This is a genomic window from Streptomyces sp. NPDC053493, assembly GCF_044544825.1.
In the GTDB taxonomy this organism is placed as follows: Bacteria; Actinomycetota; Actinomycetes; order Streptomycetales; family Streptomycetaceae; genus Streptomyces.
This window is the reverse complement of the sequence record NZ_JBITXS010000003.1, coordinates 354,465-369,904: the sequence shown is the minus strand read 5'-3', so window position 1 is coordinate 369,904 and position 15,440 is coordinate 354,465. Positions and strand designations below refer to the sequence as shown.

Here is a 15,440-nt window from a genome sequence, read left to right as displayed (position 1 = left end):
GCCACCGGGCCTCCTGCCGGTGTTGCCTCAAGGATACAGTTGTCATACGGCAACTGTTGACGAGGGCCCGTACCAGTCGAGACAGACGACGAGGGCGTCGTCGTCCAGGGGTGTGTCGCCGTGGTAGGAGGCGAGCTCGCGCAGCACGGCCTGGGGCACGTGCGTCGGCGGGAGCAGCCGGGTCCCGCTGAGGGCCCGCGCCAGCGCGCGGTCGCCGTAGTTCTCCCCGTCGGGCGAGACGGCGTCGTACACCCCGTCGCTGCCGAACAGCAGACGGTCCCCGGGGCGCACGGCGAACCGCTGGGGGACGTAGACGGTGTCCTCGAACATGCCGAGGGGCAGCTGGGCCTCGAAGGCGACGGACTCGACGGACGGGCCGCGCAGCCGCCACACCCGCGGCGAGCCGGCGTCGACCGCCTCGACCTCGCCCGTGGTCAGGTCGAAGCTCAGCAGCAGCACCGACACGTAGGCGCTGCCCCGGTACTGCGCGAACACGGCCTGGTCGGCCAGGGCGGCCTGGTCGGCGAGGCCGAGCCCGGCCCGGCGGGCGTTGCGCAGCGCGTTGATCGCGAGGTTCGTCAGCAGTGCCGCCTCGATGCCCTCGCCCATGCCGTTGGTGACGGTCAGGGTCAGCCGTCCGGCCATGACCGACCAGTCGTAGTTGTCCCCGAAGATCGCGTACGCCGGTTCCAGGTGGGCGCCGAGGGCGAACTCGGGGCGGGCGCAGGAGCGGCCGGGCAGAAGCTGCCACTGCATCTCGGCCGCGAGCGTGAGCCGGGTGGCCCGGCGGGCCAGGACGTACAGGTCGGTGTCCCGCTCGGCGACGAGGATCTCGTGTCCGAGCGCCTCGCAGACCTGGGCGAGTCCCGGCAGCAGGGTGGCGAGGTCGGCGCCCGACGACAGCTCGACGGTGAGGACGCCGAGCCGGTCTCCCCTGACGGTGACGGGCAGATGCACCTGGATCGTGCCGGAGCCGTGGGTGACGTACGGTTCCTGGGCGCCGAACGCGCGCCCCTGGGGGCTGTCGTTGATCGGGACCGACGGCTCCGCGCCGGCCGTCCGCTCGACGAGCTGGAGGGTCCGCAGTCCGTAGTCGGCGAGGCGGAGTGCGACCCGGTGGGCGCCGCAGTGCCGCCGCAGGGCGTCCTCGACGACGCTCACCAGCCGGTGCGGAGCTGCCCGGCGGAGCGCCTGCTCGACCTCGGCGATCTCGTCCACGTGCCTTCCGCTTCCTTCCTCCCTGGGCGCGGTCCCGCGTCCGGGAGCCCGCCTGTTCTTCGTACGCCGCGTGCCGGTGCTCCGGTCACCGCGTGCCGGCGGCCGCGGCCAGGGCCTCCGCCACGCCTGGGTGCGGTGGGGCCGTCGTCGCCACTCCGGTGATGTCCAGGATGCGTCGCACGGCCGAGGTCGGCGCGGCGAGGTGCAGGTCTCCCCCGGTCTCGCGGGCCTTGTGGACCGCCCTGATGAGGACGTTCAGTCCCGACGAGTCCATGAAGTCCAGCGCGGACAGGTCGAGGACGAGGTGGCGCCGGCCCTGCCGGAGCTGTTGCGTCAGCTGCTGTTCGAGCAGGTGGGCCGTCTCCATGTCGAGCTCACCGGCCACGGACAGCACTGCCGTGCGGGCGTCGCGGATCGTGACGTCGACGTCGAGGTTCAGTTCTCGCTCGGACATGTCTCCTGCTTTCCACGGTGGGGGGACGGGTGTCGGGTCGGGGCGGTCGGGAGTCAGGTCACGTGGACGCCGACCAGACACGTGTCGTCGTCCGTGTCCGACTTGCTGCGCGACAGCAGCAGGTCGAGGCGTCGTTCGAGGCTGTCGGCGGGCATCCTGGCGGCGGCCAGCAGCTGGGTGATGGAATCGTGCACGGAGGTGTCCCGCCGTTCGACGAGACCGTCGGTGTACATCAGCACGGTGTCCTCCGGCGCGAGGCGGACCTCCGCCTCCTCGTACTCGGCTTCGGCGAGGGCGCCCAGCAGCAGTCCCTTCAGCAGCGGCAGGTCCTCCGCCTCGCTCCCCCGCACCAGCACCGGCGGGAGGTGTCCCGCCCGGGCCCAGCGCAGCGTCCGGGTCTCGGGGTCGAAGAGGCCGCACACCGCGGTGGCCGTGACCTGCGCCGTCAGATGGTGGGCGACGCCGTTCAGCCAGGACAGCAGCTGGCCGGGGCCGGCGCCGGTGACGGCGAGGCCGCGCAGCGCGTTGCGCAGGACGACCATGCCGGTGGCGGCGTCCACGCCGTGGCCGGCGACGTCGCCGACGCACAGCAGCACCTTCTTGGACGGCAGCACGACGGCGTCGTACCAGTCGCCGCCGACCAGGGACTCGGACTCGGCCGGGCGGTAGCGCACGGCGACGTCGAGCCCTGGGGCGTCGAGCGGCGGCTTGGCCGGCGGCATGATGGCGTGCTGGAGCTGGAGGGTGAGCCGGTTGCGTTCCGCCGCCTCCTCCTCGGTGGCCGCCAGCCGGTCACGGGTGGCCGTGAGGGCGACCTCCGTCCAGTGCTGTGCCGATATGTCCTGATAGGCGCCCCGCACCGCCTGGAGCCCGCCGTCGGGGCCCAGGGTGGGTTCGGTGATCACCCGGATGTGCCGGGTGACGCCGTCCCGGCGCAGCAGGCGGAAGGCGGCGGAGCCGGCCCGCCGCTGGTACAGCACGGACTGGAGGAAGCGCCGGATGGTGGCGGCGTCGTCGGGATGGGCGTGGGCCGCCAGGTCGCGCAGGGAGACGGGCGGTTCGGTCGGCTCCCGGCCGAAGAGGTCGAAGAGCTGGGCGTTCCAGGTGATCTCGCCGGTCACGACGTCCTCCTCGAAGGCGCCGATGCGGCCGAGGCGCTGTGCGTGCTGCAGCAGACTGGCCAGGCGGGCCGACTCGTCCTCGACCCGCCAGATGAGCAGGACGCTGTCGCCGTGCCGGCTGATGCTGATGTCGGCGAGCGTGGACAGCGGCACCTGGTCGACGAGCGCGGTCAGCCGGGTCCGCCGGGAGCGGAAGGCCTCGCCGGTGGCGTAGACCCGCTCGATCCGTTCGAAGAGTTCGCTCTCGCCCGCCGTCGCCGGATACGCCTCCAGGAGCAGCGCGCCGTCGACGGCGCTGCGGGTCCGGCCGGCCGGGTCCTGGAAGTGCGCGTTGGCGTGCCGGATGCGGAAGTCGGCCAGCCTGCCCGCCTCGTCCAGGTGGGGCGTCAGGACGAGGGCGGGATCGTGGAGCCCGTCGGCGAGCTCGGCCAGCTCCCGCGGCCCGTCCCCGGCGCGGACGAGGGCGAGCGTCGGCGCGGCCTGCTCGGGAAGGCCTTCCAGGGTGTGGGCGCAGAGCTCGGCGAGCGCCTCGATCTGGCGTTCCACGGCCTGGGGCTGGGGCTCCAGCGGGCGGGGCCAGCAGATCTCCAGGACTCCGTGGATACGGCCGGCGGTCCCGGCGGGGACGACGACCCGGCCGCCCTCGGGGTGGCGGGCGCGCCCGATGGAGGGGATGCCGGCGACGGCCAGCGAGGGGAACCAGACCGTACGGCGGCCGATGAGCGCCTGCCGGGCCGCGGTGGTCACGCCGGGCGGGACGTAGTGCCAGCGGGCCGCCTCGTCGGCGCCGAACCCGGCGTGGCCACGCAGGCTCAGCGAGGTGTCGGGGCCGGTGGTCCAGATCGCCACCGCGACGGCACCCAGCGGTTCGAGGGCGTGCGCCAGCAGCGACTCGGCGACGGCCTGGGTGTCGTCGGCGTTGAGCGCGGCGCTCTCGGCCTGCCTCAGGCGCACGCCGACGGAGGATTCGGAGGCGTCGGATGCGCCGGAGGCCCCAGGCGCGCCCGGGGCGTCGACGGCCGTCCGGACGAACGCGCCGGCGACCTCGGCGACCCGGTCACGGGCCGCCTGGTTGATGATGTCGGCGGCCAGCTCCAGCTGCGAGAGCCCGGTCTGGTCGGCCAGCCGGGCCAGCTGCCGCGCCGCCTGGGCGGGACCGCAGCCCAGCCGCTCGACCATGACGCCCTTGGCGATCTCGACCAGGGCGCGCCCCTCGGCCGCCGCGTGCGCGGCGCGCACCTCACCGCGCAGCCGCTCCACGGTCGCGGCCAGCCGGCCGACCGCGGCGGCGTCCGGCCCGGGCACGGGCTCACCGTCGGCGAGGGCGAGGCCGGGAAGGCCCGGTTCGGGCAACCCGGCCGTCGGAGCGTCTTCCCCGTCGGGGCCGGAGGACGGGTCTCCGGCCCGAAGGTGCGGGCCACTCACGTCGACGACTCCTCTGGCGGGGCGGCCTGGCGGCCGCGGGACGGGCGGGGGCGGGGCGCGCCGGGAAGGCGCGGGGCCCGCCGTGGGACGGGTACGGTCACCGAACTAGCCGCCGTTCAGCCAGCGGCTGACGCAGGCGATGAGCTCGTCCGCGTCGACGGGCTTGGTCACGTAGTCGCTGGCGCCCGAGGCGAGGCTCTTCTCCCGGTCGCCCGGCATCGCCTTGGCGGTCACCGCGATGACCGGCAGGTCCGCGTATCCCGGCATCTCCCGGATCCGCGCGGTCGCGGCGTAGCCGTCCATCTCCGGCATCATCACGTCCATCAGGACGAGGTCGACGTCCGGGTGCGCGACGAGCGTCTCGATGCCCCTGCGGCCGTTCTCGGCGTGCAGCACCGTGATGCCGTGCAGTTCGAGGATGCCGCTGAGGGCGTAGAGGTTGCGGGCGTCGTCGTCGACGACGAGGACGGTGCGGCCGTGCAGGGTCGAGTCGATGGCGTGCGGCTCCAGGGCCCGGTGTTCCGCGCGGACCAGCGGCACGACGTCGCCGGGCTGTTCGGCGGACAGGTGCAGGGCGATCCGTTCGCGCAGTTCGTCGAGGCTGGACAGGAGCTCCAGGGGCCTGCTGCGGGCCAGCTCCTGGAGGGTGCTCTCCTGGTCGGCGCCGAGCCGCCGGTTGTTGTGGGCGAGGACCGGGACGGTCCGCAGGGCCTCGTCCCCGTCCATGGCGTCCAGGAAGCGCAGCGCGTCGCCGTCGGCCATGTCGACGTCGAGCACGACGCAGTGGAAGGGCTGGGTGGCCAGGGCGGTGGCGGCCTCCTCGGGGCCGACGACCGCGATCAGTTCGACGTCGTCGCGGGCACCGTGCCCGCCGTCGGTGGCGAGCTCGGTGAGGGCGCTCTCGGCGACGAGCGCGAGGAGCCCTCGTGGGCGCTCCTCGATCACGAGCAGGCGCCTCGTGGGCCGGACCGGAGCCGGGCCGGAGCGGGCGGCGGGCAGGGCGGGCGTGCCGCCCTGGTCCGGCGCCGTGGCGGCGGGCACCACGACGGCCTCCGTCGTGACGGCGGACTCTTCCGCGAAGTCGGGGCGGGCGACCGGCAGGTAGAGGGTGAAGGTGCTGCCCTCGCCGGGTGCGCTGGTGACCGTCAGGCCGCCGCCGAGGAGATAGGCGATCTCGCGGCTGATGGACAGGCCGAGGCCGGTGCCGCCGTACTTCCGGTTGGTGGTGCCGTCGGCCTGCTGGAAGGCGCCGAAGATGGCCTCCAGGTTCTCCGGCGCGATGCCGATGCCGGTGTCCGTGACGCGGAAGGCGACGACCGGGCCGCCGCGGTGGACCGTCGCCGGGAGCTCGCCGTCCGAGGCGGGCTCGATGCGGAGTTCCACGCTGCCGTGCTCGGTGAACTTGACGGCGTTGGACAGCAGATTGCGCAGCACCTGCCGCAGCCGGGTGTCGTCGGTGACCAGGTCGACCGGGACGCCGGCGGCGGTGGAGACGGTGAAGGCGAGGCTCTTCTGCGAGGTGAGCGGGCGGAAGGTGGCCTCGACGTAGTCGAGCAGCCTGCGCAGCGAGACGCGCTCCGGGTTGAGGTCCATCTTCCCGGCCTCCACCTTGGACAGGTCGAGGATGTCGTTGATCAGCTGCAGCAGGTCGGATCCGGCGGAGTGGATGATGCCGGCGTACTCGACCTGCTTGGCCGTGAGGTTGCGGGTCGGGTTCTGGGCGAGCAGCTGGGCCAGGATCAGCAGACTGTTGAGCGGGGTGCGCAGTTCGTGGCTCATGTTGGCCAGGAACTCCGACTTGTACGTGGAGGCCAGCGCCAGCTGCTGGGCGCGGTCCTCGAGTTCCTGCCGGGCCTGTTCGATCTGGAGGTTCTTGGCCTCGATGTCGCGGTTCTGCGTCGCGAGCAGGGCCGCCTTCTCCTCCAGTTCGGCGTTGGAGCGCTGGAGTTCCTCCTGCTGCACCTGGAGTTCCTCGGTGCGCGAGCGCAGTTCGCCGGCCAGCCGCTGGGACTCGTCAAGGAGTTCGTCCGTGCGGGCGTTGGCGACGATGGTGCTGACGTTGACGCCCACCGCCTCCATGAGCTGCTCCAGGAAGTCCCGGTGGACGGGCGTGAAGGGGCTGAAGGACATCAGCTCGATGACGCCGAGGACCTGGTCCTCGACGACGATCGGCAGCACCACCAGGCTGCCGCGGGCGGTCCGGCCGAGTCCCGAGGAGATGACGACGTAGTCGGCGGGGACGTTCTCGGCGGCGATGGTGCGGCGGCTGCGGGCGGCCTGGCCGACGAGGGACTCGCCCAGCCGGAAACGGTCCTGGCCGTGGTCGCCGGCGGGCCGGCCGTAGGAGCCGACGAGCCTCAGCTCGATGCCGTCCTCGCCCTCCTCGGCCAGGTAGAACGCGCCGTACTGGGCGGAGACGAGCGGGGTCAGCTCGTCCATGACGAGTTCGGCGACCACGGACAGGTCACGGTGGCCCTGCATGAGCGCGGAGATCCGGGCCAGGCTGGACTTGAGCCAGTCCTGTTCCTGGTTGGCCCGGGTCGTCTCGCGCAGCGAGCCGACCATCGCGTTGATGTTGTCCTTGAGCTCGGCCACCTCGCCCGAGGCCTCGACGGTGATCGAGCGGGTCAGGTCGCCCTCGGCGACCGCGCTCGCGACCTCGGCGATGGCGCGGACCTGACGGGTGAGGTTTCCGGCGAGCTCGTTGACGTTCTCGGTCAGGCGCTTCCAGGTCCCGGAGACGCCCTCGACCTCGGCCTGGCCGCCGAGCCGGCCCTCGCTGCCGACCTCACGGGCGACACGGGTCACCTCGGCGGCGAAGGAGGAGAGCTGGTCTACCATCGTGTTGATGGTCGTCTTCAGCTCCAGGATCTCGCCACGCGCGTCGACGTCGATCTTCTTGGACAGGTCGCCGTTGGCGACGGCGGTGGTGACCTGGGCGATGTTACGGACCTGTCCGGTCAGGTTGTTCGCCATGGAGTTGACGTTGTCGGTCAGGTCCTTCCAGGTCCCGGCCACGTTCGGCACCCGGGCCTGGCCGCCGAGCCGGCCCTCGGTGCCCACCTCGCGGGCGACGCGGGTGACCTCGTCGGCGAAGGCCGACAGGGTGTCCACCATGCGGTTGATGGTGTCGGCGAGCGCGGCGACCTCGCCCTTGGCCTCGACGGTGATCCGCCGGGAGAGGTCTCCTCGGGCCACGGCGCTGGCGACCTGGGCGATCGAACGTACCTGCCCGGTGAGGTTGGACGCCATCACGTTGACGTTGTCGGTCAGGTCCTTCCAGGTGCCGGAGGCGCCCCGGACGGTGGCCTGGCCGCCGAGGTTGCCCTCGGTGCCCACCTCACGGGCGACGCGTGTCACCTCGTCGGCGAAGGCGGACAACTGGTCGACCATCGTGTTGATGGTCGTCTTCAGCCCCAGGATCTCGCCACGCGCGTCGACGTCGACCTTCTTGGACAGGTCGCCGTCGGCCACGGCGGTGGCGACGTGGGCGATCGCCCGCACCTGAGCGGTGAGGTTGCCCGCCATGGAGTTGACGGAGTCCGTCAGGTCGCGCCAGGTGCCGGAGACGCCCTTCACGTCGGCCTGGCCGCCGAGGATGCCCTCCGTACCGACGTCGCGGGCCATGCGGGTGACCTCGTCGGCGAAGGAGGAGAGCTGGTCGACCATCGTGTTGATGGTGTTCTTCAGCTCCAGGATCTCGCCGCGGGCGTCGACGTCGATCTTCTGGGAGAGGTCTCCCTTGGCGACGGCGGTGGCCACCTGGGCGATGTCACGCACCTGGGTGGTCAGATTGCCGGCCATGGCGTTGACCGAGTCGGTCAGGTCGGCCCAGGTGCCGGAGACCCCGGGCACCACGGCCTGTCCGCCGAGGGTGCCCTCCGTGCCGACCTCGCGGGCGACCCGGGTCACCTCGGAGGTGAACCGGGACAGCTGGTCGACCATCCCGTTGAACACCCGGGAGATCTCGCCCATGAGCCCGTCGGCCTCGTCGGGCAGGCGGGTCCCGAAGTCGCCGTCCCGCACCGCCGTGAGGCCGGCCAGGAGCTGGCGAAGCTCGGGTTCTCCGACCGCGGACGGCCCGGGCCGCTCTTCGGTCAAGGAGCCCTTGATCGTCGTCTCAGACATGCCCCATCCTCGTCCGCCGTCAGGCTTCCGCTCGCGGGCCGTACGGTCACTCACGCGCCGGAGCCTTCGCGCCCCGCTCGGGGCGACTCCGACCGTTGCCGTACGGCAACGATGACGACACTACCTCTCCGTGATCGCCCGGTGGAGAGCGGTGCCTGTTCGAGCGGCCGGAACCCGACGTCGGACGGCCTGGACGTCCCGCGGCCTCTCCGTGGCATACACCGCCGAAGGCCGGGTACACGGCGCGTCGAGCCCGAGCGGGCAACGCCCTGAAGAACGAGGGGGAGCGCATGTTGATGGCCCATCCCGCGGTCCTGCGGAATCTCATCGAGCAGTACGAGACACTCACGGCACTCGGTGCCGAGAACGGCGGCCCGGAGGTACGGCGCCGCCTGGACGACCTCGCCTACACACTCTGCGTGTCCACCGGAACGCGTGACGTGGACGCGGCGCTGATCGCGGCCCGCCATCAGCTCCCGGGCGCGCGCCCCGAGGACGACTCGCTGCTGACCGCCTGACCCACGCGCACGCGTTCGGCCCGCCTCGAGGACATGGAGGCGGGCCGGACCCGTTCCCGGTCCCGCGGGGCCCGCAGGCTGCCGGCGACGGCCCGAAAGCACCGGCTTGACCTCGCCGATCGGGGAAAGACGGCCGTTCATGGTGACGATTCTTCTCGCGGCCCTCCCGGCCCTGACCGCGCTCGCCACCGGCCTGCTGGCCGCCCTGGTGTCCCCGTGGTGGTGGTGCGCGGCCGGTCCGGCCCTGCTGCTCGCCGCCGTGGCCGCGTACGACCTGCTGCAGCGGCGGCACTCGGTCCTGCGCAACTATCCGGTCCTCGGGCACCTGAGGTTCGCGATGGAGGCGCTGCGGCCCGAGGTGCAGCAGTACTTCGTCGAGCGGAACGTCGACGGCGCGCCCTTCGACCGGGACACGCGTTCCATCGTGTACGAGCGGGCCAAGGGAACCGACGCCGAGGAACCCTTCGGGACGGAGCTGCAGCTGAGCCGCCCGGGCACGGAGTACCTCGTCCCGTCCATGGCTCCGCGCCCGGTGCGGGACGAACCGCCGCGCGTGCGGATCGGCGGGCCCCACTGCTCCCGGCCTTACGACATGGCCCTGCTCAACGTGTCGGCGATGAGCTTCGGCGCCCTGTCGGACCGGGCGATCCTCGCCCTGAACGAGGGCGCCCGGCGCGGCGGCTTCGCCCACGACACCGGCGAGGGCGGGATCTCGGAACACCACCTGGCTCCGGGCGGTGACCTGATCTGGGAGATCGGCACGGGATACTTCGGCTGCCGCACCGAAGACGGCGACTTCGACCCGCGGCGGTTCGCCGAGAAGGCCGCCCTCGACCAGGTCGCCTGCGTGCTCCTCAAGATCAGCCAGGGCGCCAAGCCGGGCATCGGAGGCGTCCTGCCCGGATCCAAGGTCGGCCGGGAGATCGCCGCGGTCCGGGGCGTCCCCGAGGGCCGCACCGTGATCTCACCGCCGTACCACCGGGTCTACCGCACCCCGCGGGAGCTGGTGCGCTTCCTGGACCGGATGCGCGAGCTCGCCGGTGGCAAGCCGGTCGGGTTCAAGCTGTGCGTCGGATCGCGCCGCGAGTTCCTCGCCGTCTGCAAGGCGATGCTGGAGGAGGACGTCACGCCCGACTTCGTCGTCGTCGACGGGGCCGAGGGCGGCACCGGGGCCGCCCCGCTGGAGTTCGCGGACACCGTCGGGCTCCCGCTCACCGAGGGCCTGACCACGGTCCATCGGGCCCTCGTCGGCACGGGGCTGCGCGACCGGATCCGGATCGGAGCCTCCGGCAAGGTCGCCACCGGCGGCGACATCGTCAAGCGGCTGATCCAGGGTGCCGACTACACGAACTCCGCCCGGGCCATGATGTTCGCCCTCGGCTGCATCCAGGCCCAGCGCTGCCACACCAACACCTGTCCCGTCGGCGTCGCCACCCAGGATCCCCGACGGGCCCGGGCCCTGGACGTCGAGGACAAGGCGCGCCGCGTCCAGCGCTTCCAGGAGGCGACCGTCAAGAGCGCCCTGCAGATCATGGCCGCCATGGGCGTCGACGGGCCGGGCGGCCTGAGCCCCGAGCAGCTCCTGAGCCTGGTCGGCCCGGACGACGTCCGGTCGCACGCCGAGCTGTACGAGCCGCTCTCACCCGGTCAGCTGCTCGACCCGGGATCAGTCCCGGCTTCCTGGGCAGGCGACTGGAAGGCGGCTCATCCGGACCGGTTCACCCTGCGCTGACCCGCGCGGCAACCTCTCGCGGCAACCTCTCGCGGCAACCTCTCGACCAAGGAGATCTCATGACTCGCACCGTCGCCCAAGTGATCGTCGACGGTCTCGCGGACCTCGGTGTCGGCCACGTCTTCGGAGTGGTCGGCGACGCGCTCAACCCTCTCACCGACGCCATCCGGACCACCGACGGGATCGAGTGGACCGGCTTCCGGCACGAGGAGGCGGCCGCGTTCGCCGCCGGGGCGCACGCCCAGCTGTCGGGCCGGCTCGCGGTCTGCATGGGCACCGTGGGGCCGGGCTCGGTCCACCTCCTCAACGGCCTGTACGACGCCGCCAAGAGCGGCGCGCCGGTGCTGGCCGTGTGCGGCCAGGTGCCGCTGTCGGAGGTGGGCGGGGACTACTTCCAGGAGGTCGACAACGACCTCCTCTTCCGGGACGTGGCCGTCTACCGGGCCACCGTCACCTCGCCCTCGCAGCTGCCGAGGCTGCTGGAGTCCGCGGTGCGCGCCGCCGTCACCCGCCGCGGCGTGGCGGTGCTGACCGTGCCCGGGGACGTCGGCGACCTGAAGGTGGAGGAGGACCGGCCGACGCGGTTCGCGCTGCCGCGCCCCGCCGTGACCCGCCCGGACGACCCGGCCCTCGCCGAGGCGGCCGAGGCGATCACGGCCGGCTCCCGGGTCACGCTGCTCGTCGGACGCGGCGCCCGGGAGGCCCGCGAGGAGGTGCTGCGCACCGCCGAGCTCCTCGCGGCGCCCATGGTGCTCACGCTCAAGGCCAAGGAGGGCTTCGAGGCGGACAACCCGTACGAGGTGGGGCAGACGGGTCTGATCGGCAACCCGGCCGCCGCGCACGCCCTGGACTCCTGCGACACCCTGATCATGCTCGGGACCGACTTCCCCTACCGCGACTGGTACCCGCAGGACTGCCGGGTGGTGCAGATCGACGTCCGCGAGGAGCACCTCGGCCGCCGCGTCCCGGTCGACGTCGGGCTCGCCGGCGACGTCGGCGCGACGCTGCGGGCCCTGCTGCCGCTGCTCGCCCCGGCCGGCTCCCGGTCCCATCTCGACGAGGCCCGTGAGCGGTTCCTGCGGTGGCAGGAGCAGCAGGCGGGTCTGGCCGATCCCGCCCACGACCGGCGCCTCCTCGGGCGGGTGCGGGCGATGTTCGACAACCGCGTCGACGACATCCGCCCGGAGGCCCTGGCGGCCTCGGTGGACCGGCACGCGGCGGACGACGCGATCTTCACCTCGGACACCGGCATGGCCACGGTCTGGCTCTCGCGCTTCGTCCGGATGCGCGGCGAGCGCCGGCTGATCGGCTCGTACAACCTGGGCTCCATGGCCAACGCGATGCCCCAGGCCATCGGCGCCCAGCTGTGGGCGCCCGACCGTCAGGTCGTGGCCTTCTGCGGCGACGGCGGTCTCAGCATGCTGCTGGGCGACCTCATGACCGTCCGGACCGAGCGTCTGCCCGTCAAGCTCGTGGTCTTCGACAACCGCCGTCTCGGCATGGTCAAGCTGGAGCAGGAGCAGGCCGGGCTCCCCGAGTTCGGGACCGTCCTCGACAACCCCGACTTCGCCGCGGTGGCCGAGGCCCTCGGGCTGACCGGCATCCGGGTCACCGATCCGGCCGAACTCGACGAGGCGGTACGCCGGGCGCTCGCCCTTCCCGGTCCGGTGCTCCTGGACGTGGTGGCCAACCCGGCCGAGGTGGCGGTGCCGGGAAAGCCGACGGTGTCCCAGGGCTGGGGCTTCGCCATCGCCAAGATCAAGGAGAATCTGCCGTAAGGCTGTCGAGGGCACGCCAGCCGACAGGGCCCGCCGCCCGCGTGGCGGTCCGTGCGGGGCGATCAGTGCGGGGCGATCAGTGCGGGGCGGCGTCGGCCTCGGTCCCGGCCTCGGCCTCGGTCGCGGTCCCGGCGTCGGTCCCGGCCTCGGTCCCGGCCTCGGTCACGGTCTCGGCCCCGGGCGCGGTATCCGCGGCGAGGCGGTCCAGGTCCCTCGTCAGCGAGCCCAGCCACGCCACGGTCGCGTAGTACGCGCGCGGTGCGCCCGGCGGGTCGGCGGACAGGGTGGCGGAGGCCGTCGGGGCGTGCGGGGGCGCCGGTGTCTCCGGGGTGTCGCCGGTCGGGTCCATGCGGGCGGAGGTCAGCAGCATGGCCGCCGCGACCCGGTCGCCGGTGCGGACGACGGATTCCGAGGCCTCCCGGCCCAGTGGTGGAACGACGACCGGCTCGGCCGGTACGAGGAGCCGGTCGGCGCCCCACAGCGTGTGGTGTCCGGCGATCAGCGCGGCCTGCCAGTCCCGGCGGACCGGCGGCGGGCCCGGGCCCTGGGGTTCGCTCTGGTACTGCGCGTACGCCGACTCCGCCATGACCAGGGCGTGCTGCAGGCTACGGTGCCCGGGCGCGGTGACCACCGGCACCCGCCGGCCGCCCGCCGCCATCTGCGCCGTCGTGGCCACCACGATCTCCGCGGCGATCCGCAGCAGCGTCGCGACCGAGCGGCGCAGTTCGTCATGGGCGCCCCGCGGCCAGGCCAGCAGTCCGAAGACCGCGCCGATCGCGCTGCCGGCCAGCACGTCGAGCAGCCGGAACTCGGCGAGCTGCCAGGTGGCCGGGGCCAGCTGCGCGAAGACCAGCGCGACCACCACGGTGAACAGCGCCTGCGCCCAGCCGACGCCCTTGACCGGCCCGAGCGTGAAGGTGACCAGCATCAGCGGCGGGAGTGCCACGGCGTACACCTCGATGTCGGTGCCGACGAACGCCAGGAGCGTGGCCGCGACCAGCGCGCCGACGAGGGTGCCGGTCAGCGCCCTGCGTTCCGTCGTCCGGGTCTCCCGCACCGTCGTCCGCGTCAGGGTCAGCGTCGCCAGCAGCACCCAGAAGCCGTGCGGGAGGGTGTCGACGCCGGCGATCAGCCGGGCGGCCGCCAGGGCCAGACTGATGCGCACGGCGTTCTGGAAGAACACCGACCGGCCGCCCGCGTGGCCCGACAGCCGCCGCCACCACAGCCGGGGCGCCCGCTGCCGGGCGTACCAGAACCGGCCCGGAGCCGGCGGGTCGGCCGCCCGGCCCCGTACGGCGAGGTCGGCCGCCGTGGACATCGCGAGCGCCGCGTCCGCCACCTCCAGGAGTGCCGCGTTGCGGCGCAGCACGGCGGGCGAGCCGTCCTCGGCCGCCGCCAGCGCCTCGCGGGCCTCCTGCAGGACGGTGTGCGCCCGCCCGTCGGGGCCGCGGCCCCGCAGTCGGGCGGCCGTTTCCCGCGCCGCCTCGGTGACCGCCCGCAACGGATCCGGTCCCCTCGCCTCCCCCGCCCCCGCCGGGCCGTCCGCGTCCGCCGGCGCCGCGGCGCCCGGAGGAGGCGGCGGCAGCACCGCCAGCCGTCCGAGCAGGGTGCGCGTCGCGAGGCCGGTGTGGGCCAGCGCCCTTTGCCGTACGCCCGCTCCGGCCGGCCGCTCCGCCTCCGGCACCTGGGAGGAGCGAAGGCCCGTGCTCAGGGCCCGGGCCGAGCGGAGCGCGTCCTCCGGGAGCGTGTACGGGGCGGTGCGCAGCCGCTGCGCGCAGGACGCGGCGCAGTCGGCGGCCCGGGCGGCCCGTTCGCGGTAGGGCAGGGCCGCCGGCTCGGGCAGCAGCGTGATCTCGGCGACGATCAGCACGGCGAGTCCGAAGGTCGCGCCCGCGAGCCGTTCGCCCAGCGAGCCGGGGTCGTACGGAGGGAACGACGGCAGGATGTACATCAGCTGCAGTCCCGTGGCCGCGCCGGCGAACCGCGGTCCGCCGACGGCCATGAAGGCCAGCGCGAAGCCGACGACCAGCATCCCGAGGACCGCGCTCCACGTCCGTACGGACAGATAGGTGCCGAGCGTGATCAGCACCCAGCACACCGGCACCACGCACACCAGCAGGGCGGCCCGCTGCCGCCCGGAGCCGGGAAGGTGGGACAGTCCGGCCATCGCGATCGCGCCGAACAGCGCGTAGGTGGCGCCGACCGCCAGGCCGAAGCCGTAGAGCAGCACGTAGAACCCGGCCCCGGCGGCGATCGTGACGCGCAGCGCCCGTCGCGCCGCCGCCCGGTAGGCGGGCGGCAGCCGCGGCGGGAACCGGCCACCCATGCCCTCAGGATCGCCCGCGCGGCGGCACCCGGCACGGCGGGCCGCGCCGGACCGCCGTGCCGGACCGCCGTGCCGGGGCTCCGGCGGCCGCCCGGCGGACCGCCGGGCGGGCCCGTGGACCGGCCGGAAACCTGGTGGCCCGCCGGGCGGGCGCCGGGGCAGTCTGTGGGCATGAACGAGTTGCGCGGTGCGGACGTGGTCCTGCGCCCTTCCCGCCCCGAGGACGTCCCGGCCCTGGCCGCCATCCGGACCACCCCCGAGGTGCGGGCGCGGTGGCGCGGCGGGGACGACATGGCGGCGGAGGTGGCCTCCGACCTCGCGGATCCCGACACCCACTGCCTGACGGTGCTGCACCACGACCGGATCGTCGGAATGATCCAGTGGTACGCCGAGGAGGAGCCGGACTACCGGCACGCGGGCATCGACGTGTTCCTCGATCCCTCGGTGCACGGCAAGGGCCTCGGCACCGACGCCGTCCGCACCCTCGCCCGCCATCTGATCGACGACGTCGGCCACCACCGGCTCGTCATCGACCCGGCGGCCGACAACGCCGCCGCGATCCGCTGCTACGAGAAGGCGGGCTTCCGGCCCGTCGGCGTGATGCGGCAGTACGAACGCGACGCCGACGGCAGCTGGCACGACGGACTGCTCATGGACCTGCTGGCGTCCGAACTGGTGCGGTGATCCCGGCTGGTCGTCACGGCAGGGGCTGGTCGTCACGGCAGGCCGCCCGGGTCCTC

General features: G+C 73.6%; 9 protein-coding genes. 4 read left to right on the top strand and 5 right to left on the bottom strand.

The genetic code is table 11. The features are described from left to right. Window positions 1–42 precede the first annotated feature (42 nt). The 4 genes from ACIGO8_RS11540 to ACIGO8_RS11525 form a co-directional block, all read right to left on the bottom strand. Window positions 43–1,218 carry a PP2C family protein-serine/threonine phosphatase gene (locus tag ACIGO8_RS11540; protein ID WP_399727566.1) on the bottom strand — a complete coding sequence of 392 codons (1,176 nt, stop codon included), beginning with the start codon at window positions 1,216–1,218 and terminating at the stop codon, window positions 43–45. 85 nt (window positions 1,219–1,303) lie between these two features. Next, complete coding sequence (locus ACIGO8_RS11535; RefSeq protein WP_399727564.1) at window positions 1,304–1,672, bottom strand: STAS domain-containing protein; 369 nt, start codon at window positions 1,670–1,672, stop codon at window positions 1,304–1,306. Window positions 1,673–1,725: 53 nt separating this feature from the next. After that, window positions 1,726–4,218 carry a SpoIIE family protein phosphatase gene (locus ACIGO8_RS11530; RefSeq protein WP_399727561.1) on the bottom strand — a complete coding sequence of 831 codons (2,493 nt, stop codon included), beginning with the start codon at window positions 4,216–4,218 and terminating at the stop codon, window positions 1,726–1,728. Between the two features lie 105 nt (window positions 4,219–4,323). Then, window positions 4,324–8,346, bottom strand: coding sequence for a HAMP domain-containing protein (locus ACIGO8_RS11525; protein ID WP_399727559.1), 4,023 nt, complete (start codon window positions 8,344–8,346; stop codon window positions 4,324–4,326). A gap of 290 nt (window positions 8,347–8,636) precedes the next feature. On the opposite strand from ACIGO8_RS11525, the gene ACIGO8_RS11520 reads away from it, so the two are divergent. The 3 genes from ACIGO8_RS11520 to ACIGO8_RS11510 all read left to right on the top strand — a co-directional run bounded on the left by ACIGO8_RS11520 (window position 8,637) and on the right by ACIGO8_RS11510 (window position 12,374). After that, window positions 8,637–8,864, top strand: a complete 228-nt coding sequence (locus ACIGO8_RS11520) for a DUF5133 domain-containing protein (RefSeq protein WP_399727556.1) — start codon at window positions 8,637–8,639, stop codon at window positions 8,862–8,864. 139 nt (window positions 8,865–9,003) lie between these two features. Continuing rightward, window positions 9,004–10,596, top strand: a complete 1,593-nt coding sequence (locus tag ACIGO8_RS11515) for an FMN-binding glutamate synthase family protein (protein WP_399727553.1) — start codon at window positions 9,004–9,006, stop codon at window positions 10,594–10,596. A gap of 59 nt (window positions 10,597–10,655) precedes the next feature. Further along, the gene (locus tag ACIGO8_RS11510) at window positions 10,656–12,374 is read left to right on the top strand and encodes a thiamine pyrophosphate-dependent enzyme (RefSeq protein WP_399727550.1); all 1,719 of its coding nucleotides are present in this window, start codon (window positions 10,656–10,658) and stop codon (window positions 12,372–12,374) included. Window positions 12,375–12,450: 76 nt separating this feature from the next. On the opposite strand, the gene ACIGO8_RS11505 is transcribed toward ACIGO8_RS11510, so the two are convergent. Continuing rightward, complete coding sequence (locus ACIGO8_RS11505) at window positions 12,451–14,700, bottom strand: FUSC family protein (protein ID WP_399727547.1); 2,250 nt, start codon at window positions 14,698–14,700, stop codon at window positions 12,451–12,453. A 171-nt stretch (window positions 14,701–14,871) separates the two neighbouring features. On the opposite strand from ACIGO8_RS11505, the gene ACIGO8_RS11500 reads away from it, so the two are divergent. Beyond that, window positions 14,872–15,384 carry a GNAT family N-acetyltransferase gene (locus ACIGO8_RS11500; RefSeq protein ID WP_399727543.1) on the top strand — a complete coding sequence of 171 codons (513 nt, stop codon included), beginning with the start codon at window positions 14,872–14,874 and terminating at the stop codon, window positions 15,382–15,384. Window positions 15,385–15,440: the final 56 nt, after the last annotated feature.

Coding starts and splice junctions, on each gene's coding strand:
- ACIGO8_RS11510 (WP_399727550.1), top strand. CDS start 10,656: ATGACTCGCACCGTCGCCCAAGTGATCGTCGACGGTCTCGCGGACCTC.
- ACIGO8_RS11505 (WP_399727547.1), bottom strand. CDS start 14,700: ATGGGTGGCCGGTTCCCGCCGCGGCTGCCGCCCGCCTACCGGGCGGCG.
- ACIGO8_RS11520 (WP_399727556.1), top strand. CDS start 8,637: ATGTTGATGGCCCATCCCGCGGTCCTGCGGAATCTCATCGAGCAGTAC.
- ACIGO8_RS11515 (WP_399727553.1), top strand. CDS start 9,004: ATGGTGACGATTCTTCTCGCGGCCCTCCCGGCCCTGACCGCGCTCGCC.
- ACIGO8_RS11525 (WP_399727559.1), bottom strand. CDS start 8,346: ATGTCTGAGACGACGATCAAGGGCTCCTTGACCGAAGAGCGGCCCGGG.
- ACIGO8_RS11535 (WP_399727564.1), bottom strand. CDS start 1,672: ATGTCCGAGCGAGAACTGAACCTCGACGTCGACGTCACGATCCGCGAC.
- ACIGO8_RS11500 (WP_399727543.1), top strand. CDS start 14,872: ATGAACGAGTTGCGCGGTGCGGACGTGGTCCTGCGCCCTTCCCGCCCC.